At 42.3% G+C, this 24,831-nt stretch carries 24 protein-coding genes; 18 read left to right on the forward strand and 6 right to left on the reverse strand.

What is annotated here, in order from left to right:
• Positions 1-163: 163 nt before the first annotated feature.
• Positions 164-784: a TetR/AcrR family transcriptional regulator gene (locus M3152_RS14255; RefSeq protein ID WP_251696033.1), complete on the forward strand. Its 621-nt coding sequence runs from the start codon at positions 164-166 to the stop codon at positions 782-784.
• Positions 785-869: 85 nt separating this feature from the next.
• Positions 870-1,310 carry a cell wall hydrolase gene (locus tag M3152_RS14260; RefSeq protein WP_251696035.1) on the forward strand — a complete coding sequence of 147 codons (441 nt, stop codon included), beginning with the start codon at positions 870-872 and terminating at the stop codon, positions 1,308-1,310.
• Between the two features lie 67 nt (positions 1,311-1,377).
• Here the strand turns inward: M3152_RS14260 and M3152_RS14265 are convergent, their stop codons facing one another.
• Positions 1,378-2,136 (reverse strand): AAA family ATPase, encoded by a 759-nt coding sequence (locus M3152_RS14265; RefSeq protein WP_251696037.1) that lies wholly within the window; start codon positions 2,134-2,136, stop codon positions 1,378-1,380.
• Positions 2,137-2,518: 382 nt separating this feature from the next.
• On the opposite strand from M3152_RS14265, the gene rlmD reads away from it, so the two are divergent.
• Entirely contained in the window at positions 2,519-3,886 is a 1,368-nt protein-coding gene (gene rlmD / locus M3152_RS14270; RefSeq protein ID WP_435371950.1) for a 23S rRNA (uracil(1939)-C(5))-methyltransferase RlmD, read from the forward strand.
• A gap of 214 nt (positions 3,887-4,100) precedes the next feature.
• On the opposite strand, the gene M3152_RS14275 is transcribed toward rlmD, so the two are convergent.
• Positions 4,101-4,832: a Bax inhibitor-1/YccA family protein gene (locus tag M3152_RS14275; protein ID WP_251696041.1), complete on the reverse strand. Its 732-nt coding sequence runs from the start codon at positions 4,830-4,832 to the stop codon at positions 4,101-4,103.
• 136 nt (positions 4,833-4,968) lie between these two features.
• Complete coding sequence (locus M3152_RS14280; RefSeq protein ID WP_251696043.1) at positions 4,969-5,742, reverse strand: 2-keto-4-pentenoate hydratase; 774 nt, start codon at positions 5,740-5,742, stop codon at positions 4,969-4,971.
• Positions 5,743-5,901: 159 nt separating this feature from the next.
• On the opposite strand from M3152_RS14280, the gene M3152_RS14285 reads away from it, so the two are divergent.
• The 6 genes from M3152_RS14285 to M3152_RS14310 all read left to right on the forward strand — a co-directional run bounded on the left by M3152_RS14285 (position 5,902) and on the right by M3152_RS14310 (position 11,869).
• Positions 5,902-7,311 carry a SulP family inorganic anion transporter gene (locus M3152_RS14285; RefSeq protein WP_251696045.1) on the forward strand — a complete coding sequence of 470 codons (1,410 nt, stop codon included), beginning with the start codon at positions 5,902-5,904 and terminating at the stop codon, positions 7,309-7,311.
• Positions 7,312-7,324: 13 nt separating this feature from the next.
• Complete coding sequence (locus M3152_RS14290; protein WP_251696047.1) at positions 7,325-7,738, forward strand: universal stress protein; 414 nt, start codon at positions 7,325-7,327, stop codon at positions 7,736-7,738.
• Positions 7,739-8,169: 431 nt separating this feature from the next.
• A complete protein-coding gene (locus M3152_RS14295; protein ID WP_251696049.1) occupies positions 8,170-8,919 on the forward strand; it encodes an SDR family NAD(P)-dependent oxidoreductase in 750 nt (249 codons plus the stop codon).
• Positions 8,920-8,932: 13 nt separating this feature from the next.
• Positions 8,933-9,667: an SDR family NAD(P)-dependent oxidoreductase gene (locus M3152_RS14300; RefSeq protein ID WP_251696051.1), complete on the forward strand. Its 735-nt coding sequence runs from the start codon at positions 8,933-8,935 to the stop codon at positions 9,665-9,667.
• Positions 9,668-9,778: 111 nt separating this feature from the next.
• Positions 9,779-10,192, forward strand: coding sequence for a MarR family winged helix-turn-helix transcriptional regulator (locus M3152_RS14305; RefSeq protein WP_251696053.1), 414 nt, complete (start codon positions 9,779-9,781; stop codon positions 10,190-10,192).
• A 444-nt stretch (positions 10,193-10,636) separates the two neighbouring features.
• Positions 10,637-11,869 carry a Zn-dependent hydrolase gene (locus M3152_RS14310; protein WP_251696055.1) on the forward strand — a complete coding sequence of 411 codons (1,233 nt, stop codon included), beginning with the start codon at positions 10,637-10,639 and terminating at the stop codon, positions 11,867-11,869.
• Between the two features lie 176 nt (positions 11,870-12,045).
• Here the strand turns inward: M3152_RS14310 and M3152_RS14315 are convergent, their stop codons facing one another.
• Complete coding sequence (locus M3152_RS14315; protein ID WP_251696057.1) at positions 12,046-12,480, reverse strand: YfmQ family protein; 435 nt, start codon at positions 12,478-12,480, stop codon at positions 12,046-12,048.
• Between the two features lie 161 nt (positions 12,481-12,641).
• On the opposite strand from M3152_RS14315, the gene M3152_RS14320 reads away from it, so the two are divergent.
• On the forward strand, positions 12,642-13,184 hold the full coding sequence (locus tag M3152_RS14320; protein WP_251696059.1) for a DUF3267 domain-containing protein: 543 nt from the start codon (positions 12,642-12,644) through the stop codon (positions 13,182-13,184).
• Between the two features lie 227 nt (positions 13,185-13,411).
• Complete coding sequence (locus tag M3152_RS14325) at positions 13,412-14,836, forward strand: vWA domain-containing protein (RefSeq protein WP_251696061.1); 1,425 nt, start codon at positions 13,412-13,414, stop codon at positions 14,834-14,836.
• A gap of 52 nt (positions 14,837-14,888) precedes the next feature.
• On the opposite strand, the gene M3152_RS14330 is transcribed toward M3152_RS14325, so the two are convergent.
• Entirely contained in the window at positions 14,889-15,320 is a 432-nt protein-coding gene (locus M3152_RS14330) for an SRPBCC family protein (protein WP_251696063.1), read from the reverse strand.
• Positions 15,321-15,512: 192 nt separating this feature from the next.
• Between M3152_RS14330 and M3152_RS14335 the strand changes: the two genes are divergently transcribed.
• Positions 15,513-15,821, forward strand: a complete 309-nt coding sequence (locus tag M3152_RS14335; RefSeq protein ID WP_251696064.1) for a hypothetical protein — start codon at positions 15,513-15,515, stop codon at positions 15,819-15,821.
• 1,090 nt (positions 15,822-16,911) lie between these two features.
• The gene (locus M3152_RS14340) at positions 16,912-17,100 is read left to right on the forward strand and encodes a hypothetical protein (protein WP_251696066.1); all 189 of its coding nucleotides are present in this window, start codon (positions 16,912-16,914) and stop codon (positions 17,098-17,100) included.
• 227 nt (positions 17,101-17,327) lie between these two features.
• Here M3152_RS14340 and M3152_RS14345 read toward each other — a convergent pair whose 3' ends face one another.
• Positions 17,328-18,053: a VCBS repeat-containing protein gene (locus tag M3152_RS14345; protein WP_251696068.1), complete on the reverse strand. Its 726-nt coding sequence runs from the start codon at positions 18,051-18,053 to the stop codon at positions 17,328-17,330.
• Positions 18,054-18,211: 158 nt separating this feature from the next.
• Between M3152_RS14345 and M3152_RS14350 the strand changes: the two genes are divergently transcribed.
• From M3152_RS14350 to M3152_RS14370, 5 genes are all read left to right on the forward strand, one after another.
• Positions 18,212-18,649, forward strand: a complete 438-nt coding sequence (locus M3152_RS14350) for a general stress protein (protein ID WP_251696070.1) — start codon at positions 18,212-18,214, stop codon at positions 18,647-18,649.
• A 529-nt stretch (positions 18,650-19,178) separates the two neighbouring features.
• Positions 19,179-19,289: a putative holin-like toxin gene (locus tag M3152_RS14355; protein WP_285847237.1), complete on the forward strand. Its 111-nt coding sequence runs from the start codon at positions 19,179-19,181 to the stop codon at positions 19,287-19,289.
• 282 nt (positions 19,290-19,571) lie between these two features.
• Positions 19,572-21,515 carry a DUF2075 domain-containing protein gene (locus tag M3152_RS14360; protein WP_251696072.1) on the forward strand — a complete coding sequence of 648 codons (1,944 nt, stop codon included), beginning with the start codon at positions 19,572-19,574 and terminating at the stop codon, positions 21,513-21,515.
• Positions 21,516-21,578: 63 nt separating this feature from the next.
• Positions 21,579-23,501: a TerB N-terminal domain-containing protein gene (locus M3152_RS14365; protein ID WP_251696074.1), complete on the forward strand. Its 1,923-nt coding sequence runs from the start codon at positions 21,579-21,581 to the stop codon at positions 23,499-23,501.
• Positions 23,491-24,804 carry an ATP-binding protein gene (locus M3152_RS14370; protein WP_251696075.1) on the forward strand — a complete coding sequence of 438 codons (1,314 nt, stop codon included), beginning with the start codon at positions 23,491-23,493 and terminating at the stop codon, positions 24,802-24,804. Before M3152_RS14365 ends, M3152_RS14370 begins: the two co-directional genes overlap by 11 nt.
• The last annotated feature ends 27 nt before the right edge of the window (positions 24,805-24,831 follow it).

Genomic DNA, 24,831 nt, shown 5'->3' on the forward strand with positions numbered 1-24,831 from the left:
ATTGGAATGAAAAAATTTACTTTATTGACACGGTGTTGTCTTATATAATTATAATTGAATTCATAGTTGTTACAATAATCACATTGCGACCAAGTGTTGAGTTGTTGTCACAATCACCGGGAGTGTCTATGACAGAGATCGTTAATCGACAGGGGGAGATGAATTGTCTACAAAAACAGATCCAAGAGTAATCCGGACTAGGGGAATGTTCGAGGAAGCGTTATTGGGGCTTATGGAGGAAAAAGATTATAAAAAGATCTCGGTAAGGGAGATTGCCGAAAGGTCGACCTTAAATAGGGCAACATTCTACTTGCATTACTACGATAAAGATGAATTGCTGGAGCAGATGCTAGACGAGGCTTTGCAATATTTAAGGAACAGCGTGCGAGTGAAAGAGATTGAATTCAAATACGTCAGTGATAATCCGCACCCGATCTTCATTCGGTTGTTTACTAAAATGATTGAACAAAAACGCTTTTATACTGTCATGCTCGTCCAAGAAAAAGTACCCTACTTCACCGAGTCTGTCAGAGAAATCATTGAAACATTGGTAGAGAGAGGGACGCAGTATATGATTGAAGATAAAATCGAATTCAATGTGCCGGCGGATATGTCGATTGCCTATATTACATCAGCCTATTTGGGCGTCATCATTTGGTGGCTGAAGAACGATATGCCTTACACACCGGCCTACATGGCGAAGCAGCTGACGAGACTTTCGACGGTTGGTCCGTGGGTGGAAAATCCATATCTTAGCAGTAAGAAGCAAAATGAAGTTCGCTGAATTAGCTTTTACATCTGCATTCTTATTTCGTGAAAAATGACATTAGTCCAGGCCTTCTCTCATACAATATATTTGAGGTGGATAAATGCCAAGAGTTAAATACCGGGATAACGACGTCAGTTTAATGGCACGGATGATGAGAGCCGAAGCCGAGGGTGAAGGACAACAGGGGATGCTATATGTTGGCAATGTAATTGTTAACCGCGCTGTTGCAGATTGTTTAGACTTTCGAGATGTAAGAACAATTAATGACGTCATTTTTCAAGTGCAAGGAGGAAATTATTCTTTTGAAGCTGTTCAAAAGGGGAATTTATTCTATCAACGAGCGAGGGAAACTGAAAGAAGACTAGCAAGACGGAACTTGGAAAATTGGAGACAACATCCAGCAAAATTTGCCCTTTGGTACTTCAATCCATTTGGTCCTTGTCCTCCAACGTGGTACAACCAACCTTTTACTGGCCAATTTAAACTTCATTGTTTTTATGAACCGATCGCAGGGACATGTGAAAGTGTTTATGGCGGGTAGGTTGTCTAGTGGTAGAATAGAAAACGACCGGATTCTGGTAATCCGGTCGTTTTCTATTTGTTCGCCACTACTCATCTAGAAAAAGATGGTGCAACAAACGGTCCCGGTCGTCGAAAAACTGCTTCATGATGGAGTAATGGTCCGTTTCCTCCAACGTCGTTTCATGGATTCCGTCTTCCGTGATCTGAACGATTTTGGAGTGCGGGTGAGCCATGATGATCGGCGAGTGGGTGGAGATGATGAACTGGGACCCTTCCTTGACGAGTTCGTTAATCCGCGCTAACAATGACATTTGGCGGAGAGGGGACAGGGCGGCTTCGGGTTCATCCAAAATATACAACCCGTTCCCTCTGAAACGCTCCCTGAATACGGCGAAAAAGGATTCACCATGCGATTGCTCGTGGAGGGATGTGCCTCCGAAGGAATCGATGATCCTCGGTCCGTATGGCTCCTGGTCAAGCTGTTCGATGTTCGTCGCCATATTGTAAAACGTCTCTGCCCGGAAAAAGAAATGATTCCGCGGGCGTTCGGTCCCCTTTACGAGGCGAATATACGCATCGAGCTCCGAGTGGGAATCAAAACTGGAAAAGTTGAAATTCAACGTTCCTCCTTCCGGATTGAATCCATATGCAATTGCAATCCCCTCCAGCAACGTAGACTTTCCCATTCCGTTTTCACCAATCACATACGTTATATTCGGATGAAGCTCCAATTCGTGCAAATTCCGGACGAAGGGAAGAGTGAACGGGAAAGTGCCATGCGGTATTTCTTCCTGCTTCAGGCGCACCGCTCTTATGTATTGGGAATAAGTATCCAATAATGCCACGGTAAAAACCTCCTCTCATTAAGCTGATGGACATACCCATTTATACGGCTTGGTTGAGGAAAGGTTCCGGAATTGTTTGGGTGCCTGTGCAGCACGCAATTCAGATAATACACTACAATTGCATAAAATAAATTTAGAATCCGATCGTATCGGCATTACAATGACGTAATCATGCATGTATATAGATTTGGATGAATTGTCATAAATGTGTGGTGCACAGGCACCTGGTTTTTGTGGAATGAAGATTCATTTTCATTCCGCTCAAATTCCGTTATAATAGGACAGTTGAAGAAACAGGCGAGCCGTTTGACGGTAGCCGTACTATAGATGAAGAAAATCTTGAAAGGGGAATCATCACTTGACCGTTATCATAGGAGAAAAAATGGTTGCGGAAATTGACCACTTGGACAGAAAAGGAAATGGGCAGGCAGCAATTTGGCGTGAGAATGAATTGGGCAACAAGAGAAAGTTGAAGCTCGTCGTTCCGCAAACATTGCCGGGAGAGACCGTGCAAGTTACTGTGGAGGATCCGACCTTGAGATGGAGTAAGGTTATGCCTGAAGAGATATTAGTCGCGAATCCGGACCGTATCGAGGCGCCTTGCCCGCATTTTGAGCTATGTGGCGGCTGTGTCTGGCAGCATTGGAGCTACGATGGCCAGCTGAAGCATAAGACGGATCATGTGAAGAAAGCGTTGGAAAGCGTGGGAATGAATCCGGAGCTTGTCCAGGACACAATCGGCATGGACGAGCATTGGCACTATCGAAATAAAATGGAATTCACCTTTTCGTCTGAAGGGAACCTCGGGCTGCATGAACAAGGGAATTTCCGTAACATCATCCCGCTTGAAACATGCCTGATCGCAGGCAGGAATATGGTCGACGCGACGATGGAAGTGAGCGAGTGGGTGAAGGAGTTTGGCCTGCCAGGCTACAACAAAGATACGCGTGAAGGTCTGCTGCGCCATTTGATGGTTCGTGAGTCGTTTGAAACAGGCGAAATTATGCTTGCATTGTTTGCGACGGAAGCGCCTGCCGGTAATTTGGCGGCTGCAGCGGAAAACTTGATTGAACGGATCACGAAGAACTATCCGAACGTGAAAAGCCTCATGTGGCTTGTGAACACGGATTTGGCGGACCGCACACAATCCGAAGAGACATTCGTATTGGCCGGCCGAGACTTCATCTATGATGAAATGGCTGGGTATCGCTACCGTCTTTGGTTCGATACATTCTTCCAGACGAACCCTGTCCAAGCACAGAAACTAGTTGAGCTTGCACTGGAAATGGGCAAGCCGCAGGAAGACGAAAAAATGATCGACCTGTTTTGTGGCGTCGGGACATTCTCCTTGCCGTTTGCTGCGCGCGTGAAGGAATTGGCCGGCATTGAAATTGTCGAGACGTCGATTGAATCCGCAAAACGGAACGCGGTAGACAATGATTTGCATAACACGACATTCCTTGCACGCGATGCACGTAAAGGAATCGATGAAATACACGAAAGCTGGGGCTTGGCAGATATGTTATTGATTGACCCGCCACGGAGCGGTGCTGGCGGCAAAGTGATGCGCCGGATCGGCCGCGCTCAGCCGAAGCGGATCGTCTACGTATCATGCAACCCGGACACATTCGCAACGGATTCAGCGGAATTACTGCAATTCGGCTACACCCTCCAAAGCGTGCAGCCGGTCGACCTCTTCCCGCACACCGTGCATGTGGAACTCGTCGCGCTGTTGACGTTGGATGAATAAATAAGGAAGGAACTGTCGCTTGTTTGGGTGCCTGTGCAGCAAACAATTCAGATTATGCAATACAATTGAATGAAATAAAAACAGAAGCCAACCATATAAACATTTGGTTGGCTTCTTTCTGTATAACTATAACTAATAATGAATTGTCATAAATGTGTGATGCACAGGCACCAGATTTCTAAGAACCCAAACCAACAAAGGTCTGGGTTCTCTCCTATTTATTACTCCGCAACTTCGACAGCAGCCGCAAAATCTCAAAATACAGCCACACAAGCGTCACCATCAGACCGAACGCGCTGTACCATTCCATATACTTGGGCGCCTGCTGCTCCGCTCCTTTTTCGATGAAATCAAAATCGAGCACAAGATTTAATGCCGCAACAACAACGATTGCGACCGAAATCAGAATGCCTACGAGCCCCGTTTCATGAATGAACGGAACTTCCATGCCGAAGAAGCGGAGAACGAAATCGGCCAAGTACACAAAGAAGATGGCCCCTGTCGCAGCGACTACTCCCAGCTTGAAGTTCTCCGTCACCTTGATGAATCCCGACCGGTACGCGAGCAACAGTGAAAACAGAGTCCCAAGCGTCAACAGAATCGCCTGCGTCGTAATCCCCTCAAACTGGGATTCGAACATCGCCGAAATCCCGCCGATCGCCAAGCCTTCCAAAAGCGCATAAAGCGGAGCCGTGTAAGGAGCCACCTTTTTCACGAAAATCGTAACGAGTGCAACGACAAACCCGCCGCCAAGACCAATCCAGACGAGCGCCTGAATATCGTTCCCTGCAAAATACTGATGCCACGTAAAAACGGCAGTCGCACATAGCAATAAAAACAGGATGAACGTCTTGTTCACAGTCCCTTGAATGGTCATCGACATCCCGTCGTCTGCCCGCAGCCCCTTAAACGTATCTTCCCCTAAACTCGGATTCGCTGATCTCATCATGCATCCCCTTTCTGTGTATACAAAATTGATTAGTAGTTGAGTATACGGGGGAGGGTCGTTATAGTTTCAGGCGATCCGAATAATGATTAGATTTGACTAAGTCAATCGTCACGGGATATTTGCGGCATTTCATTCACACGAACGTAATTTCAACCTCGCCAATTGACGAATACGTGACTTTATACGTTCCTTCCTCTGCGTTGAGCGGTGAAATGAAAGTCCCCGAAGAGATGACCATGCCTTTCCGCAGTACTATATCTTTCTTCGATAGTTTCCCAGATAGCCAAGCGACAGAAGACACGGGATTGCCGAGTACGGCTGAAGAAAGGCCTTCGCTAATCTTTTCACCGTCATGAAACAGCTCCATTTCAATGTCTTCAAATTGGTTGAACGTCAACGGTTCAATCGGGTCGGATAAAACGACAAGTCCAGTCGCAGTATTATCGCAAAGCAGGTCCGCTAAAGAGAAATTCGGGAACCAGTCGATATAACGGGCATCCGGAATTTCGATGCCTGCACAAACTTTGCTGTTCCGAATGATTTCCTCTTCACTCGCATTCGGTGACAAATCTCCTTGCAAAATAAACATGATTTCCGGTTCAATCAACGGATCAAATAATGAAGAAAGCTCAATCGTATCTCCGCTATATTGAATATGTGTTGAAAGTAGTGTGCCGTATGCCGGTTCATCCGTTTTGGCGATTGCTTGCGTTTCAGCACTCGTCATACTGATCTTATAGCCGGCAATTTCAGCGTTATGTAAGTCGATTTTTCTCTTAATGAGTTCTTCCTGCACGAAATAAGCGGTCTCTTCGTCCAACTTATAATCGTGGCGGATAAATTCAATTGGCTGCTTTGTTTCGTGAGCGTTATAAATTTTACTCACAATTTCATCCATTTTAATCATCGGAAAAACACCCCGTTTCAAATTGTGTAAAAGCAAATATACTATATATTTAGATTTTGGTAAAGGTATCGACAATTCAATGTGTTATAGATGACCACCTAAACCGTGCCTTCTGTTATAATTGGAACGATTTATAATGCAACTAGAGGAGAACAACATATGCATACCTTGAAACAACAATGGTTCGGAAATATCCGGGCCGATATATTAGCGGGAATCGTCGTAGGGCTGGCGCTCATTCCTGAAGCGTTAGCCTTTGCGTTCATCGTAGGAGTGGACCCGCGTGTCGCACTCTACGCTTCGTTTACAATTGCCGTCATCACTTCATTTGTCGGCGGCCGTCCGGGTCTCATTTCCGCGGCAACCGGGGCAATGGCGTTAGTGCTCGTCAACTTGATGGCGGATCACGGCTTGCAATACGTGCTGGCAGCAACCGTGTTAACCGGGATCATTCAATTGATTCTCGGGGGGCTCGGGGTGGCGAATCTAATGCGCTTCATCCCGAACTCCGTCATGCTCGGCTTCGTAAATGCGCTCGGCATCATGATCTTCATGACCCAACTGCCATACTTGCGAGGGCATGACACAATGACCTTTATTTTTGCAATCGCGACACTGGTATTGGTTTACGCGGTTCCGCGTTTTATTAAAGCAATCCCCGCACCACTCATTGCGATTGTTGTCATGACGGGCATAGCCCTTATAAGCGGTGTATCGCTGCAAACAATCGGCGATTTAGGAAGGATGCCAAGTTCACTGCCGACGTTTTTCCTTCCGGATATTCCATTGAATTTGGAAACGTTGAAGATCATCTTCCCGTATTCATTGGCGTTAGCGATTGTCGGTCTACTCGAATCTTTGCTCACTTCCCAAGTGCTCGATGATATGACGGATACGCCTAGCGATAAAAATCGGGAGGCGCGCGGACAAGGGATCGCGAACTTCTTGACAGGCTTTTTCGGTGGAATGGCAGGGTGCGCGTTGATCGGGCAATCGATCATCAATATCAAATCAGGCGGGCGCGGACGCCTATCGACATTTACAGCGGGCGTCTTCCTCATCTTTTTAATCATTGTGTTGGGCGATGTCGTCGTCAAAATTCCGATGCCGGTACTTGCAGGAGTGATGATCATGGTCGCTGCAACAACGTTCAACTGGGGCTCGTTCAAGTTCCTGAAGCAAGCGCCGAAAACGGAATCAATCGTCATGCTCATCACCGTCGCGATCATTCTGTACACCCATAATCTTGCGATCGGCGTTGTCGTTGGCGTCGTTTTAAGCTCATTATTTTTTGTCTCCAAAATATCCCGTGTGACTGTGACTTCGGAGGCGGGCATATATAAGGTTAAAGGGCCTCTGTTTTTCGCATCGACGACAAAATTCATCCAATCATTCAACGACGTCAAGGAAAAGGAAATTTGTATCGACTTTGAAGACAGCCAGCTATGGGACGAGTCCGCTGTCGGTGCAATCAGTAAAGTGAAGGGGAAGCTTGAGGAAGAAGGGGTCTCTGTGACAATCCAAGGGCTCAATTCTTCAAGTGAACAGTTATACGAGAAGTTACAATGAGGGAGGAATGTTCATGAAGATTGCGGTAGCAATCGACGGTTCGGAAAATGCGCTGCGTGCTGCAAAACATGCAATTACGCTCGCACAACATTTTCCGGAATCGCAATTGGAGTTCATCTACGTAGCGGATTTTAATAAAGCGAAAGACGAGCGGCTTTTATCGCAAAGCGAAGAAAGCCTCCTGCTGAAACGAAAGCAGAAAGCCGACCCAGTTTTGGAGCTGGCACGTAATGCCGGCGTGAAAGCGAAAATGACAATGCTAAAAGGGGATCCAAGCCAGGAAATCATCAAATACGTGAACGCCGAATCCATCGACCAACTCATCATCGGTAGCCGAGGCCTAAACACCTTCCAAGAAATGATCCTCGGCAGCGTCAGCCACAAAGTAATGAAACACGTCAACTGCCCAGTAACCGTAGTAAAGTAGGTGCCTGTGCAGCACACTATTCAGTTAATACACTACAATTGCATAAACTATTTTAAGAAGCCAGCTATGCAGACGAACAGTTGGCTTCTTTTTGTATGAATATACTTTTCATCGAATAGTCATAAATGTGTGGCGCACAGGCACCCAATCAATTCTGACAATACACTACAATTGCATAAAATAAATGAAGAAGCCGACCGTTTCAACACCTGGTAGGCTTCTTTTTACATTTATATAAACTTTAATGAATTGTCATAAATGTGTGATGCACAGGCACCTAATTTGAGTCTTTTTAGTTGCTTGTTCCCTACTTGTGTATTAATATTTAGTTAAGAAACAATTAGACATCTAACTATCTGAATGACGACGTGACAGGAAGCTATCCAACAATTAGGAATGTATTCATTCCAATCATTAAGGAGAGGGTTAGCATGAGATTACAAGGAAAAGTGGCAATCATTACAGGAAGCGCATCAGGGATTGGCAGGGGAATCGCGCTTGCCATGGCGAAAGAGGGCGCACATATCGCAGTTATTGATATTAATGAAGAAAAAGGGCAAGAGACGTTAAAAGAATTGACCGAGCTTACGGAAAGCATGCTGTTCATTAAAGACATTTCAAAGCCTGAAAACGTTACTGAAATTGTACAAGCTGTCGTAGCGAAGTTCGGTAAGTTGGACATCCTCGTGAATAACGCACATGCATCCCGACAAGCGTTATTCGCGGAGACGACGATGGATATGATTGACTTGTCTTTCGGGACAGGCTTTTATCCGACATTCCATTTCATGCAAGCTGCTTATCCTGAGTTGAAGAAGACAAAGGGGAAAGTGATCAACTTCGCATCAGGCGCTGGTTTGGATGGTCAGCCGACACAAGCATCTTACGCAGCAGCGAAAGAAGCGATCCGCGCGATTTCACGTGTGGCGGCGAATGAGTGGGGTCCGGAAGGCATCAATGTGAACCTGATTTCACTGATCGCTTTGACACCAGGCGTGGAAGCGTGGGCTCAAAGTGCGCCGGATATGTACGAAGCGATGATCAACCGCATTCCGTTGCGCCGTCTAGGCGATCCGGAAGGCGATATCGGCCGCACAGCAGTATTTTTGGCGAGCGATGATGCGAACTACATTACAGGACAAACAATCATGGTTGACGGCGGTTCAATTAAATTACGATAAGGAGATGTTCAACATGGGTAAATTGGACGGAAAAGTAGCGATTGTAACTGGTGGAGCTTCTGGTATTGGTGAAGGAATGGTAGATCTGTTCCAATCAGAGGGCGCGATTGTCATTGCAGCGGATATCAACGAAGTAGCAATACAACGAGCGAGTGAAAAGAAAAATGTGCATGGCATGAAGTTGAATGTAGCGTCCGACGAAGAGTGGGCTGCGTTTGCAAAAGACGTGAAAGAAAAATTCGGCCGCATTGATATTCTTGTGAACAACGCGGGGATTTCCTCTGAAAAAGCGTTTACGGAAATCGGCATGGATGATTGGCAAAAAATGATGGCAATCAACAGCTTCGGTCCTTTTGCAGGCATGAAGCATATAGCGCCAATCATGGCTGAACAACAGAGCGGTTCGATCGTTAATATTTCATCGTACACGGCGCAAATCGGACAAGGGTTTAACCATTACTCTGCATCCAAAGGGGCTGTCCGCGCGATTTCAAAGGCAGCAGCGACAACATTCGGTCGTCAAGGTGTGCGTGTAAATGCGCTATTCCCTGGAATTATTGAAACACCTATGACGCAAAACCTAAGCGCATCCAAAGAGTTGCTTGACCAACTCGTTCGCGCAACACCTTTGCAACGTCTTGGCAAGCCGGCCGATATCGCCAATGCAGCACTCTTCTTGGCAAGTGATGACTCTTCATATATTACGGGCGCGGAAATTGTCATCGACGGCGGCTTCTCTGCACAGTAATTGAATAAGGGAATTTTGAATGAACCTAAATCATCGAATTTAGGTTCTTTTTCTATAACAGGGGCCGTATATGATAAAATGGTATTGCTTATTTAGAAAGTAGGAGAAAAAATGAAGGAAGAAACAATTTTTGACATCATACACAATATGGACAAGTTCACGAACAACTTGATCATTCAATGGAATAAATTATTCAATGAAGATTTGGGTGTATCCCATATACTCCTTCTCGGCCATTTAGCGTCCAATGGGAAAAGCCGGCCTTCTGATATCGCGAAAGTACTTGGACTGACCCCTCCCACTGTTACTCATTTAACAGAGAAACTTGTCAAAAAGGAACTTGCCGTCCGCTCTACTGATGAAGAAGACAGACGCATTGTTTACTTAACGATTACAGAAGCGGGAAATGAAATTTTACAACGCGCAAACCTCGAAGGCCAGGCACTGAGAAAAAATTTGTTTGAAAAACTAACTCCCGAAGAGCAACAGCAAATGCTCCATATTTATCAGAAGTTGAATGAGTGATATTATCTTGGTGCCTGTGCAGCACACTATTCAGTAAATACACTACAATTGCATAAATGAAATATGAGAAGCTAACCAAATCAACGGTGAGGTGGCTTCTTTTTGTATTACTATACTTTTTGTTGAATAGTCATAAATGTGTATCGCACAGGCACCCAACCAATTCTGACAATACACTACAATTGCATAAAATAAATGAAGAAGCCAACCGTTGCAACATTGAGTCGGCATATATTAGTATTTTTATTACTTATCTTGAATTGTCATAAGTGTGTGTCACACAGGCACCTTTTAGGCACCTGCTTAAATTCCATACCAATGGTGTCTGAATGTTGGTATAATTATATAGTGATAGAGTGAAGTTTGGAATATGATAAGACAAGAAAGAGATGAAAACATAAATAAACAGATGATAAATAAATGAATGAATCGGGGGGGATCGCCATGAAGCTGGAACGTTTGCGTCAGTCATTTGAAGAGCTTGCAAGATTTACAGATGAAGGGGAAGGCATCAATCGGCTGGCTTACACCGAAACCGAGCGGAATGCACGGGACTTCCTGATGAAGCAGCTAGAACTTGCGGGGCTGACAGTGCGGATCGACTATGCAGGAAACGTCATTGCCCGGCGGGAGGGGCGTTCTTCTGACCTGCCGGCTGTCGCGACCGGCTCTCACATCGACTCCGTCTATGCGGCGGGTGAATTTGACGGGACGGCGGGCGTCCTTGTTGCACTTGAAATCATGCGTTCTCTCGCAGATGAAGGAGTGGAGACAGAGCACCCACTTGAAGTCATCATTTTTGCATGCGAGGAGTCTGCACGCTTCGGGGCATCGACACTTGGAAGCAAAGCGATGTCAGGTCGTCTGGATCCGGCGTACACCCGGTCGCTGACGGACAAAAACGGCATTACGCTAATGCAGGCATTTGAAGAAAACGGACTCGATCTGGAAGAAGTACACTTGGCAAAACGCTTCAGGGATGAAATCAAAGCGTTTATCGAGCTGCATGTCGAACAGGGCCCTGTACTCGAAAAGCAGGAGGCGTCAATCGGCGTGGTGACTGCCATTGCTGCGCCGATCCGTTTACATGTGCATATAGATGGAACAGCGGACCATTCCGGAACGACGCCGATGGATTACCGTCATGATGCTTTACTTGGAGGCGCGGAAATCGCGCTTGCCGTCGAGAAAGCTGCACTCGCCGAGCTCGCGTACGGTACAGTCGGCACAGTCGGTGTCTTTTCCATAGAGCCAGGTGCGATGAATGTAGTGCCTGGCGCCGCGGATCTCTACGTCGATATTCGAGGCACGAATGTGGAATCACGCCAGCGCGTCGTCGATGTACTCGCTACAGCGGTGAACGACACCGCGAACAAACGCGGCCTGGATATTTGGATGGACGAAATGTCCCGTGAAGAACCCGTGCAAATGGACAGCGAACTCGTTACGGGATTGAAAGCAATCTGCGAAGAAAAAGGAGTGACTTGTCTCAAAATGCCAAGCGGCGCGGGGCATGACTCCATGAATATGGCGTCACTCTGTCCGACTGCCATGATATTCGTCCCGTCGAAGGACGGACTTAGCCATAACCCAGCCGAATATACGTCAATGGAACAGCTGATGATTGGAGCGGATGTATTGCGCGCTTTCATGTTGAAACAGGCGAACGTTCTCTGAAAAACGAATTGCTTGGGAATTGTTTGGGTGCCTGTGCAGCACACTATTCAGTAAATACACTACAATTGCATAAAACAAATGAAGAAGCCAACCAAATGGAATGCCGGTTGACTTCTTCTCGTATTTATATACTTTTTATTGAATTGTCATAAATGTGTGGTACACAGGCACCTGAATCAAGCCTTTTCGGCGATAGTGAAGTTTTGCAGATGCTTGGAACTAAGGCTAAAAGAAGTAACTTTTTTCTTCCACTGCTTGACTACATCAACGTGGTCATCGTAATGGTAAAGAAAGAAATTCATTTCTTTTTTTCTGCTTTTTATGTTGATGACATATGGAATCACAGCAGTCTCTGGATATAGAAACGATTTTTCAGTACCTGGGAATATATGATTTCTCTTTACGTATTGAGCTTCATTATAATATTCACTAAATCGATTTTTTTCTTCCTTTTCTAAGTGTGTTCCGTTAAATGTGATAGTTATATCGTTCGGGTCAAGTTTTGGATGAGTTGTAAATTTATTCAAAAACCATCCTACAAGTGCGCTTGTGGGACTCGTTATAAATATAATAATTGCTCCGATCACTATAGCAATAATCGTCCATATCATTTCCTATCAACTCCGTTATCTGTAGGTGCTTGTAGTATGTATTATCGTAACAGATTGATTTGATATTGTGTTTGACAAATTAGTAACTTTTGTAACTAACCAAGTAAGAATTGAAAATGTTACTCGTTCAAAACTAGATTATAGGAAAGGCAGGAACGGTTATGATATTGTGGTTTCGGCAATTGCCACAGCCAAGACTGGATTTGTCAGAATGGAAACCTTTCATTGAAAATGCTTGGTTTCGAAAGCATTATATGAAGTTTGTTTATCTGTTAATGGCTGCTTTTTTTCTTGGGCCATACTGGTTCTGCAAAGGGAGTTTTACTCATATGACAAAATTTTCCATACTTTTCATCGTTATATTGGTTTTTGTTAGTCACGAAGCCCTTCATATACTTGTCATAAACAAGAAAGGCGATATGAGCTTAACGTTCAAAGGAATCTATTTTTGGCTCAATACAAATGCAGTACTTTCTAAAAAGAGATTTTGGATCTTTATGAGCTTACCTTTTATCGTATTAACGATTATCCCAGCTATTACGTCGTTCTATGTATCGGGCGATTTCAAAGCACTCATTTTATTTGTCAGCTGGTTTAATTTAATAATTTCTGCTTCCGATATAGTTAATTCATTTTTGATTTTAATAAAACCAAATAGTTCTGTGTTTTGCAGGGGGTACTACCGAATAAAAGAAAATCATTGAGTTGTTGATATTTCGGTGCACACTATTCAACTGCCTATAGGATTCGGCGCTTTTTATTTGCGAGCTATACAAATTCGCCCAATAATAAAGCATACCAATTGTTATGCTTCGTCCTCTATTGGTTTTCAGTCTTTTCACCTATTTTATAAATATAGTCGTTTACACATAGGAACGGTTGTGACTCGTATTCGTATAAAAGAAATAGATCAAGCAAAGGGGTGTGTGAAATGAAGCGTAACAACAATAAATTCGCACTGGCGTTGATTGGTTGTCTAATGCTAGCTGCATGTAGTGATAAGCCGGAGCCAGAAGTAAAGTCGGAGGTCACAGTAGCAGCAGATGAAGGCAAAACAAAGCCGGTCGCCGCCGATGAGCAAATACCTAAAGCAGCGCGGACGATAGAGGAGATGATTGCCCAGCCTGCCGGCAAGTTAGTGGAAGCGCATATGGACCCCGAAATCGAAGCGGCAAGGACGGTCAATTGGGTTTATTATCATCGATTCTATGAAGATACGTTCAAAGGGATCATGGAGAAAGAGTTGCCTACATATTTAGAGGAGCATCCGGATTTGAGCGCGGACGAGATATATGATTATCTTGTGTATCAATTGGGTTCGGGGCAATACTCAACATTCTATGACCCGTTAACGGCTTATGCGCATGGATATGTCATGCCGGAGTTGCCGGAAGGCGAGGATGAAATTGAGATTGCGAAGAGACAACAGACGAATGTAGTCATCTTGATGGATGCAAGCGGAAGCATGAAGGCGGAAATTGGTGGCGAGTCGCGTATGTCTCTTGCGAAGCAGGCAATCGAGGAATTCACTAGCCAGCTGCCCGAAGACGTCAATGTCTCCTTATTTGCGTACGGCCATAAAGGAGCCGGGACGGAAGCGGATAAACAGCTTTCTTGCAGTTCGATTGATGAACTATACCCGCTTGGAGCGTACAATGCAGATTCTTTCGCAACAGCAATGGATTCATTCCAGGCTAGCGGCTGGACACCATTAGCGGGGGCGATGGAAAAGGCGCATGAGTACCTTTCCTCTTATGACAAAGAGCAGTACAGGAATATCGTTTATATCGTAAGTGATGGCGTTGAGACGTGTGACGGAAATCCTGTTGCCGCTGCGAAACAGCTGCATGACAGCGAGATCGAGGCGAAGGTAAATATAATCGGCTTCGACGTCGATGATGAAGGACAAAATCAGCTAAAAACAGTGGCGGAAGCTGGCGGCGGTGAATATGCGACAGTGCGCAACCCGTCTGAATTTGAAGGGGTGATTATAAAGAAATGGAAGCCGAGCATGATGCAAGTGATGAGCCAACAAGGCGTCAAGCTCCATGAGTTGGTTCATCAAAAGGAAGCGCTCATTGCAATCCATGATCCACTCAGTAATCTTTCGGAGCGAGAGAAAACCCGGATCACCAATGCAGTCGCTGAATTGAAGAAAAAAAAGCTTATTGACGATGAAAAAGCGAACGAGGTAACAGAGATTGCAAAGGAAATGGGCGAGCTGCGCTCAGCACATTTCAGTGAAATAAAAGAGCAGAAGAGTGAAGAAGCAACGAAGGCGAAGGATGAGATCGACGCGAAGGTGGAAGCGTGGAAAGAAAAGTGGTCTTCTGAATTAGAGAAGGATGAAAAGTAGTTAGCATAAGTAAATGGCGGTACCTGATAACTACAGATACCGCCATTGTTCATTATGAGGATTGATTTGTTTGTTCTGCGTATTGTTTAAAGTTATTTAAAATCGCCTGCCAACCTTGTCGTTGAAATTCGACTGGATTTTCAGTTTCAGCGTCAAACGTTTCAATGACCTCAGTTTCGTTTCCTTGATCTGTAAAGATGATGTTGACTTTTCTTCCATCTCCCATTGTATAAGAAATCACCTCATGTAATTTCACTTCATCATAGACTCCACCAAAATCGAACCCCATGCTACTATCTTTTGCTTCCATTCTTGAAACAAATTTCCCACCTGCTCTAAGATCATTCTCAGCAAATGGTGTATGCCAATCATCAGATGGACTGTTCCATTTTTTTATATGACTTGGATCTGTCCAATACTCCCAAACTTTTTCCACTGGTGCTTGAACAGTGGCTTCTACTGTAAGTTCCTCAAATGCTCCCATGTTTCTCCACCTCGTAATTTGAATTTGTCTTCGTTACCTATGATTAGCTTACACCATTATAATAAACCTACATAGGAAAGACTATTCTAACAATCGATTGTTAGATGAAGGCAAAAAACAGGAGAAGTGGTTCTTCATGTTGAATTGAATTAAAGAAGTAACGTGAAATAGAAAGGAGAGGGAGGAGGGGAAATGAAAAAAACGTCTGTTTTCTTACTTTTATTTGTATTATTGATACTAACTTCTTGTGGTGGAAAATCATCGACGACTTCTTTCTTAAAAGTTACTGAAAAAGGACATTCGGACAATTATGAGGAATACTGGATTAAAGCTTACGATCCGAATAATGAAACTGAAGACGTAGCTTTTAAAATCATGGTCGATGAAGTAATGGTTTGGAATCTAATAGAGGAAGATAAAGAGTATTTTACAACTTATTCAAAAACAGGGAATAAACCTTGGACCTTAATTCACATAGAGCATACTCTGTATCGAGAATGAAATAATCCATATTAGAAAAGGTGAAAGAAAGGAATAGGGATGCAAATAGAGTTAGTTGCAAATGTGAAAAGGTGGCTTCAGTCAAAAGGTGAGCACGTTTCAGTAAAAACAATTCATGTGAATACTTGCTGTGCTCCTCCTATTCAGGAGATATTTATTCATCTAGGAAAACCGGAAGATTACATAATTATAAAGAAATTAATGTAGATAACTTATCAATTTTTGTTGAAAATCATCTTTCGTTAAATGAAAGAATGAAGTTTAAGCTTACGGAGATGGGCATTTTCAAAAAAAATACAGCCAAGTTTTAGAGGGGATTGGAGGGAATATGGCTAACGATTAAATAATGTAAAAATATGTCAAGTGTGCTGGTTGATTTTCGTGGTTTGTGAAGAGTTACACTTAAATTAACAGGGCAGTTTAGTGGAAGAAGCAGATCTTCTAAAAAGGGGCATTTAATATGGCAAAGCGATGGGGATATCCATATTTATTTTGTAACGATTGTGGAGAAAATGAAGTGGTTTTACTCTGATATACTTCAGTTAAACCTTATATGCGATGATAAAGGTTCGATTACTCTTAAGATTGGAAATCACCAATTAAGTATTGAGTACAATGCAGAATATAACCAACCACCAAACAAGTTTTCCATACAACCAGGGTGGAGAGGTGGAACAGAACTGAGTGTAGGGTGATCATTAGAATGTGATAGAGAAGATTTCAATGAGATTGCCCATACCGTATTAAGTAATCAAATACCAAAATATTATCTTGAACCCAAATGGAAAGGGTATTGGAGTTTTCCTGTTTTAGATCCAATGAATAATACAAAAGAATATTCACTAATAGATCTACAAGCGAGAAAAGTGGTTTAAGAAATATACCTTTTTCACGAACGGGTGCTTTACATGAAGATAGGATCTGCATAGACGGCTCTAGTTCCTTGTTCAACTAAAGGAGCAGGTCTGTTGAAGAAGGATAATCGCAATTGCGTTTAATTACCATTGCAAATTGTTTTCCTAATGTTGATAATCAATATAGTATTCGTCAACATCCGTGCTGTAAGGGAAATAGTAAAGGGGTTAAATGCATGAGAACAAAGGTCACTGTAACTCTAAATGATTACGAAATGAAAAAACTCAAACTAGTAGCAGAAATGCATGGGAAGAACGTTTCGGCAATCGCAAAATTAGGCGTACAGCATTACCTTGATCGATTTATCGATTTTGTATTAGAAGAATTAGAAGAAGAAAAAGAAAAGTCCTCCATTGTACATTGAAATATCTTGGCGTGAGGGTACCTATAGATGGCATGCAAGAGGTAAATCATTAAAAATTATCTTTCCGGTGCCTGTGCAGCGCACAATTCAGACTATACACTACAATTGCATGAAGTAATTAAAGAAGTCAATCAACTCAACAGTCGATTGACTCCTTTTTGTATATATATCATTAATGATGAATTGTCATAAATGTGTGGTGCACAGGCACCCTTGGCTTGCTATCACTACACCTGCGCACCATATATAGCTAAATACTGTTCCTGCAATACAAATCCATTATTACTCCATCCAAGTGTATTCAGAATATAACCTAATCCATCCCCATGATATCTTCCGGATATTTTTTGATAAGCTAACAGTTCGTAGACTCCGTTGGCATCAAAATCAACTGGATATAAGCCGCTTAATGGATCCACAAATCCGGTAATCGGGCTTTTCAGCTTGCCATCCCTATCATATATTTCATTTAAATAGTCCGCTCCTCTGAGTGATATATCAATAATATATCTCTCGTCATTCGGTCTGCTAACAACTTCAACCTTATAATTGTCTTGATACGTGACCTCATAGTGGAATTGATTATTATAAACATCAGAATCAAAAAGGATTCTCGCCATATTCCCGGCAAAGGAAACAATGTAATAGTTTATAATTCCACCACTGCCGCCCGTAGCAATACCTATTACGATCTGATCTACGCCATCCCCTGTGAAATCTCCCAAGAACAGTGTCGGGTTATAGCCAACATTGTTATGAAGCGGAATCATTGTCGTTATTCCTGTTCTACCGTCCCTAACGTGAAGCGTTATATTTTGGATAAATGGACTATCAGCCGTTTTTGAGCCAGTGAGATAGATTTGATCGATCACTGTATCACCCGTTACATCTCCACTAACAAACGCCACAACACCTGGATAGCCCATAGCAGCTGAAACAACTGAATTATTCATGATACCCCCCTTTCCATAAAGACTATAGATATATCTATCCTATGGGTTATTGGACTGATTGCTACTACTTGTGATGGGATCATCGAAGCTGGTAAGATCGGTGACTATAAAAATCAAAGAACGGGTAGAGGATATATAGAATTGGGAGGTAACTAATAATGCAAAATCATGTTATTGGCATATACGAAAATGAACAACAAGTAGTTGAAGTCGTTGAGGATTTACTAAAGAAGGGATATACAACTGATGAAATTTCAGTGATTGCTAAAAACACAAACGAACTACCGGATATTGCACAGGAAGTGAAACCCTCCATTAAAGATGGAGCCATCGCTGGAGCTGCAACGGGAGGAGCAATTGGTTTAGCAGGAGTGATAGCGGGGTTATCCACTGTATTGATTCCCGGATTTGGTGCTGTGTTGGCCGCAGGTCCTATTATCACCACAATTGGAGGCGCAGTCATAGGGGCCAACTCGGGTGCTGGCGGATTTAAGCATGCACTTATGGAAATGGGAATCAAAGATGATGAAGCTGAACGCTATTCAAAAGATGTTGAGGACGGCAAAAAACTTGTGTTTCTTCATTCGATAGAGTGAGGGTGGCTGGACTTTAGTAGAGTTTAAATGGGGAAATTAAATAAGCCAGCGATAGTAAACTGCCTAAAAGATTTTAACCGTTGGTACGAAAGGAAAAACCAAATTGATCCTCTTCCGATGTTAAATCTGTTAGCTTACAGATTAATCAAAAGAAAGGGATTCATCATGCTGTGAAGGTGTGGATGCAGAGAAGTTGAATATGACGATTGATACGGTGGATCATAGTACTGGAAGTGTTAGGTACGTTTAATATCCGGAGGCGTTTGAGGAAAAAGAGTGATTAAACAAGGGGGCTAGGAGCTTAATGCTTCTGGCTCTATTCTATTTATCCTTTTCTAGCTGGGTAAATCGTATAGAAGATTTCATAATCTTCAATCGATAATTAAATACCAATATGGTAGACTAATAGTAGCAACGGCATATAGCGGATGGGCGGTTGGTACTCCCTTTTTAAAATGTAAGGCGGGCTAAATGCGCCACGTCCTGTGGCAACGCCCGCATGACCCGCATCGTGCGGGCACGTGTTTATATGGTGACATACGAAGCAATTTACATGATGTTCCAATTTGGAATATTTCTCGCAACAGTGGCAGCAACAGTTGTAGCGATGATTGCTCTATACACCAATAGAAAAAAGTAACCACCCACCGCTAACGACCAAGAAAGCAGGGTGATTACTCTTTGTGACACTTTATTTCGCTACCGGTCAACCGCTCTTCTTGCGGTATGTCCGTTGCATTGTGATCGGATGTTGGTGCATCCGGTCTTTTTTATCTTACGTGTAGTTTAACACAATTAGACTGAAGTTACACGAATATTGAGCGAACAAAGAGGAAAATCATCTTCGGTATCTAGCCTTGCGGTAATTATGGAATTGTAAGACAATGAAAATTAAGGAATTAATAAAAAAGTTGGTGCAATCATGATCATATATGAATCTACAAAAGAGCAATTTGTAGGGGACGTTGTCAATGAATTGCTCATTGACCGTCTCTACAATTCCTATCAGAAGAAAATAGGGCGAACATCTAAGGCCGAAATTCGTTCGTGGGAGAACTCTTTACAAAAGATGTCGAATGTCATGCAGGACGACGAAATTCCAAAAGACGCTTCAGTTGCGATTGAGTTTAATATCCCTAACACCTCTAAACGAGTGGACTTTTTAATTGCCGGCAATGATGGCAAGCGAGATCATGTTGTCATTGTGGAGTTGAAGCAATGGGAAGAAGTCGAAAAAGTCACCTCTAGGGATGCGATTGTAAGAACGTATTTAGGTAAAGCCAACCGTGAGACGACTCATCCTTCCTATCAAGCGTGGTCGTATGCCGCCCTCATTGAGGACTTTAACGAAAATGTGCAAGAAAAAGAAATTCAGTTGCAGCCTTGCGCGTATTTACACAACTATAGGAAAACCGAGGAAGATCCTTTGACAGATGTTCATTACCAAGACCATCTCGAAAAGGCTCCTGTTTTTACAAAGGGCGAAATACAAAAACTTCGCGCATTCATTAAGAAGTACATTCGAAAAGGTGACCAGAATCACCTGATATATCAAATTGAAAATGGGAAAATCCGACCTTCAAAATCATTGCAAGATGCGTTGAACAACATGCTGAAAGGCAATGAAGAGTTCATCATGATTGATGAGCAAAAAGTATTCTTTGAAGAGGCATTTCATAAAGCAATAGAAGCCGTTAAAACGGATACTAAACAAGTGATGATCGTGGAAGGGGGCCCTGGCACCGGTAAATCGGTGTTGGCTATTAATTTATTAGTAAAACTAATCGACCAAGGGCTTGTCACGATGTATGTAACAAAGAACTCAGCCCCGCGGAACATTTACTCCACCAAGCTCAAGGGCGATTTCAAGAAATCCCATATCGATAATCTATTCAAAAGCTCCGGCAGCTTTACAGAAGTGGATGATAATGAATTTGATGTGCTGATTGTGGATGAAGCGCATCGTCTAAACGAAAAATCCGGTATGTTCCGTAACAAAGGTGAAAACCAAGTAAAGGAATTAATCAAAGGATCAAAGTTCACCATCTTTTTCATTGATGAAAATCAAAAGGTCACATTGAGTGATATCGGCAGTGTCGACATGATTAATTATTATGCGGAACAATACAATGCTGAAGTAATTCCATGTGAACTTACATCTCAGTTCCGATGCGACGGATCTGACGGTTATATCGCGTGGCTAGATGATGTGCTGCAAATTAGAAATACGGCAAATAAGAATGACTTGGGAATGGATTACGATATTAGACTATACGATGATCCGAATGACCTGCTTGCTGAAATTGAGAGATTGAATGAACGAAACAATAAATCCCGTGTGATGGCGGGGTATTGTTGGGAATGGCCAAAGGAAAATCGGCAGGACGTGGACCACCATGATATCTCTATACCTGAGCACGATTTCGGAATCAGTTGGAACATCGAAAACACATGGGCGATTGAAAACTCCTCTGTTAGAGAAGCCGGCTGCATCCATACTGCACAGGGATTGGAGTTCGACTATGTCGGGGTAATTATAGGTAACGACATGCGTTTTGAGAACGGACAAATTATTACGGATTTCACAAAGCGTGCAAAGACCGATCAGTCCTTAAGGGGAATTAAAGGAATTGCAAAAGAAGACCCGGAAAAAGCACATGCATTGGCGGATCCCATCATTAGAAATACATATAGGACGTTAATGACTCGTGGGCAGAAGGGATGTTTTGTGTTTTGTACGGATTCGGCATTGCAGGATTATTTGAAGGAAAGGTTAGAGAGGGTTACTTTGTATCGGAAGGAGAGAGAGGAGACGTTGTATTTGGTGGATGAGGAGGAGAGTTATGGGACTCAAGATCGAAAATAGTTTATGTTGAAATGTAAAAAGGAATGGATAGAATACAGTATTTAAGTTATAGGGGGTTGTGAATTGCCTACTTATAAATCGGAAACTGCAGGATATATATTTGCCGCCTTATTTGGAGGTATTGGTGTACACCACTTTTACTACAGAAACTACATTAGGGGAATTGTTTACTTATTATTTTGTTGGACATTAATACCGGTGGTTCTAGGCTGGATTGATTTATTCTTTATAAAAAAGTGGAATGATAGGATTAATGCCCAAATAAAGGATGGTTTGATCAATTCTCCTGATAGAAAAATTGTCCATAATACTACTACATTAGAAAATATAAAGCGTAGTGCAAATAAAACAGAAAAAGAAGTAGTAGTTTCACCAAAAAAAACCGTGAAAGAATTAGTTAAAGATCATAGCCTATACAATGAGCAGGACGTCATACTTGCAAAATATGAACAACTACAAACGCCTAAAAAAATAGAAGCGGATGTTCATTCCTTAGTAAATACAAGGAAAAGTAAAAATAGAGGCGACATTGTTATAACCTATTCGAGTAGTCAAATAGACTTCGCAAGAGATTCATTTAGTTATAGAAATAAAAGACAAATTAAGTGTCAAGAAATTCCTCTAAAAGAATATTGGACAACCTTTAGCAAATTAAATGATAGACAGCTTAAATGGTATTTTTATTGGAGGGAACAAGCTTTAAAAGGAAATTATTTGGACGTGGATTTAAGCTACCTTATTTTATTCACGTATGAACTAATTAATTATACTTTTCACCCCAAGGCAGCCTTTAACGTAAGCATGTTAGTTAGGTTACATGACAATTATATTGGGAGAATTCCTAACGTAGCCAATTACTTATCAGATTGGATTGCCGATATGTTACTGGAATTGGGAGAAGGAGAACTAGCGAAAGAATGGCGGGATGACTTAGAAATAATCCCTTCCTTATATATGCAGTTAGTTGAAAAAAGAGAGGTGCTTGAAAAAATCTCGATTACAGCATGGAAGCCTTATATCCAAAACTATCGTGAGACGGTATTTTTTTTAAATAACAAGAATAAGGTTTACAAAACTTTCAAAGAAAGTATCCCACTGCTTAGAGAATATTATGAAGAACAGGGAAGCAAGCTTGAGAATGTTTGGTTTGAGAAAGTGACAAAACGCAATGTAAGACCCCTTTTTAGGAGTGCTGTTCTAGCCAGAGATGTTGACGATGTCCATGTATATACAACTAACTATATTCCTACCGAAAGACTCTACAAAGAAATAACGGCCTTGTTTAAGCTTGCAGAAAATGTTACCCGTTCACTGAATGGAGAGAAGCGTGAAATAAAAGTCGAGGATGGTATATTGCCAGACGATTTTAAACAAGAGATATTTGAAAGACTTGAAGAAGTGAAATCTGCTAATAAGCGTTTCAAAGTGGTACAGGAGGAGAGCGGTCCTTCATCTGGAAGTAAAATTCCTCGACCTACAAAAGAGTATGAGCCGAAGGAAGAATCGAATCATAGTAGTCGTGTCGCTAAAATTCAATTTAATGATGCGACTATTGAAGAAATAGCAAACGCGAATAAAGATTTGCAGAAAGAGTTTTCGGCTCTCTTTGATGGGGACTCTGGGAACAAAGACGAAGATGAGGCTGTTAACTCAAAACCTGAAGTTAATAATGTTCTTTTAAAACAAGAATTGATTTATGGAAGTACTGATGACGGAGATCTTAATAAATTTATAGAGTCATTGACAAATATGGAAGTGGAGTTTTTGTCCCAGTTCGAAAACGAACAACTTAACAGTGAAGAGGCAAAGTTGTTCGTGAAGCAACAGGGACAGATGCTTGGAATGTTTTTGAGTACATTGAATGAAAAGTCGAATGAATTCCTTGGAGATAATCTTTTGGAACAGCAGGGTGAAAGCATTGTTATCTATGAAGAATTCGAGCAGTGCCTACCATTGGTAAAGGAGAGAGTAAAGCTTGAAGATTAATAAACGCGATTCAACTGCTATAATAAATTCGTTGTTAGGGGGAGTCGTGCCTAGTAGAGGTCTACAATATATAATGGTAGGTCGTGCAGAGGAAGCGAAGCAAATTCTTACTGATTTAACCAATGTGAAAAGCGGTTCCTCTATAATAAAATTTATTATTGGTCCCTTTGGGAGTGGAAAGAGCTTTATCCAAGCTCTAACACAGCAAATTGCTTTTACTGAAAAATTTGTTGTTACAAAAGCGGACTTTACGCCGGAAAGAAGATTGTATGGCGGTGAAGGAAAGGCGGTCGCTATTTACACTGAATTAATGAAAAATATATCCACGTCTACAGTGCCAGATGGAGGGGCCCTTCCAACGATTTTGGATAAATGGATTAGTGAAGTGTTGTCCTTGGTTGTTAAAAAGAAGGATTATGGCTCTGTAGACTTCGATGATTTAGAGTTTGTTAAGGATGTTGAAGCAGAAATCACTTCAATTGTAGCTAAGATGGACGCTCTAACAGGCGGTTATGACTTTGCACGTATACTAACTCTGTATTTTAAAGGTTTTATTGAAGATAATACTGAACTTCAACGTAGAGCAATACGGTGGTTACGAGGTGAATATGGTACCAAAACTGAAGCTAAAGCAGATTTAGGAGTAAGAGATATTATTAACGATAGCAATTACTATGATTACATCAAAGTGCTTTCTCAGTTTGTTAAGCAAATTGGCTACTCGGGCTTGGTAATTAATTTTGACGAAGCAATTAATCTTTATAAAATTACACACCCTCAGGCACGGGATAAAAATTATGAAACCATATTAAGGATTTACAACGACACCTTGCAAGGAAATATGGACGGATTATATATAACATTCGGTGGCACACCCGAATTCTTGGAGGATGAACGTCGGGGACTGTTCAGCTATGGCGCATTAAAACGACGTTTAGAGTCAAACCCGCACGAAACGTCGGAATATCGGGATCTTACCCAGCCAGTTATAAAGTTAACGCCTCTACAACATGATGACACATTCGTTCTTCTTCGGAATCTTAGAGATATCCATGCAGGACATTATGGATATGATGTTGATATTAGTGATGAAGAAATTAAGAACTTTCTTCGCATTGAATATTCGAGACCGGGTGCAAATATACACTTAACAGTTGGTGACATCATAAGGAAGTTCCTAGGGGCTCTAAATATAATCTATCAAAACCCTGATTTTATTCGTTCTGAAATTTTCGGAGAAAGAGATGTACCTGCAAACACAGTATCTACTATTCAGTCGCGATTTTCAAGGACAGAAGGGTAGAGATTACCATGAGTTCCTTCGAGTTGT

Source organism: Sporosarcina luteola (genome assembly GCF_023715245.1).
In the GTDB taxonomy this organism is placed as follows: domain Bacteria; phylum Bacillota; class Bacilli; order Bacillales_A; family Planococcaceae; genus Sporosarcina; species Sporosarcina luteola_C.

Bases quoted from the DNA above. Each gene is read 5' to 3' on its own strand.
- M3152_RS14260 (WP_251696035.1), top strand. From the start codon at position 870: ATGCCAAGAGTTAAATACCGGGATAACGACGTCAGTTTAATGGCACGG.
- rlmD (WP_435371950.1), top strand. From the start codon at position 2,519: ATGGTTGCGGAAATTGACCACTTGGACAGAAAAGGAAATGGGCAGGCA.
- M3152_RS14275 (WP_251696041.1), bottom strand. From the start codon at position 4,832: ATGAGATCAGCGAATCCGAGTTTAGGGGAAGATACGTTTAAGGGGCTG.
- M3152_RS14280 (WP_251696043.1), bottom strand. From the start codon at position 5,742: ATGATTAAAATGGATGAAATTGTGAGTAAAATTTATAACGCTCACGAA.
- M3152_RS14285 (WP_251696045.1), top strand. From the start codon at position 5,902: ATGCATACCTTGAAACAACAATGGTTCGGAAATATCCGGGCCGATATA.
- M3152_RS14290 (WP_251696047.1), top strand. From the start codon at position 7,325: ATGAAGATTGCGGTAGCAATCGACGGTTCGGAAAATGCGCTGCGTGCT.
- M3152_RS14295 (WP_251696049.1), top strand. From the start codon at position 8,170: ATGAGATTACAAGGAAAAGTGGCAATCATTACAGGAAGCGCATCAGGG.
- M3152_RS14300 (WP_251696051.1), top strand. From the start codon at position 8,933: ATGGGTAAATTGGACGGAAAAGTAGCGATTGTAACTGGTGGAGCTTCT.
- M3152_RS14305 (WP_251696053.1), top strand. From the start codon at position 9,779: ATGAAGGAAGAAACAATTTTTGACATCATACACAATATGGACAAGTTC.
- M3152_RS14310 (WP_251696055.1), top strand. From the start codon at position 10,637: ATGAAGCTGGAACGTTTGCGTCAGTCATTTGAAGAGCTTGCAAGATTT.
- M3152_RS14315 (WP_251696057.1), bottom strand. From the start codon at position 12,480: ATGATATGGACGATTATTGCTATAGTGATCGGAGCAATTATTATATTT.
- M3152_RS14320 (WP_251696059.1), top strand. From the start codon at position 12,642: ATGATATTGTGGTTTCGGCAATTGCCACAGCCAAGACTGGATTTGTCA.
- M3152_RS14325 (WP_251696061.1), top strand. From the start codon at position 13,412: ATGAAGCGTAACAACAATAAATTCGCACTGGCGTTGATTGGTTGTCTA.
- M3152_RS14330 (WP_251696063.1), bottom strand. From the start codon at position 15,320: ATGGGAGCATTTGAGGAACTTACAGTAGAAGCCACTGTTCAAGCACCA.
- M3152_RS14335 (WP_251696064.1), top strand. From the start codon at position 15,513: ATGAAAAAAACGTCTGTTTTCTTACTTTTATTTGTATTATTGATACTA.
- M3152_RS14340 (WP_251696066.1), top strand. From the start codon at position 16,912: ATGAGAACAAAGGTCACTGTAACTCTAAATGATTACGAAATGAAAAAA.
- M3152_RS14345 (WP_251696068.1), bottom strand. From the start codon at position 18,053: ATGAATAATTCAGTTGTTTCAGCTGCTATGGGCTATCCAGGTGTTGTG.
- M3152_RS14350 (WP_251696070.1), top strand. From the start codon at position 18,212: ATGCAAAATCATGTTATTGGCATATACGAAAATGAACAACAAGTAGTT.
- M3152_RS14355 (WP_285847237.1), top strand. From the start codon at position 19,179: ATGGTGACATACGAAGCAATTTACATGATGTTCCAATTTGGAATATTT.
- M3152_RS14360 (WP_251696072.1), top strand. From the start codon at position 19,572: ATGATCATATATGAATCTACAAAAGAGCAATTTGTAGGGGACGTTGTC.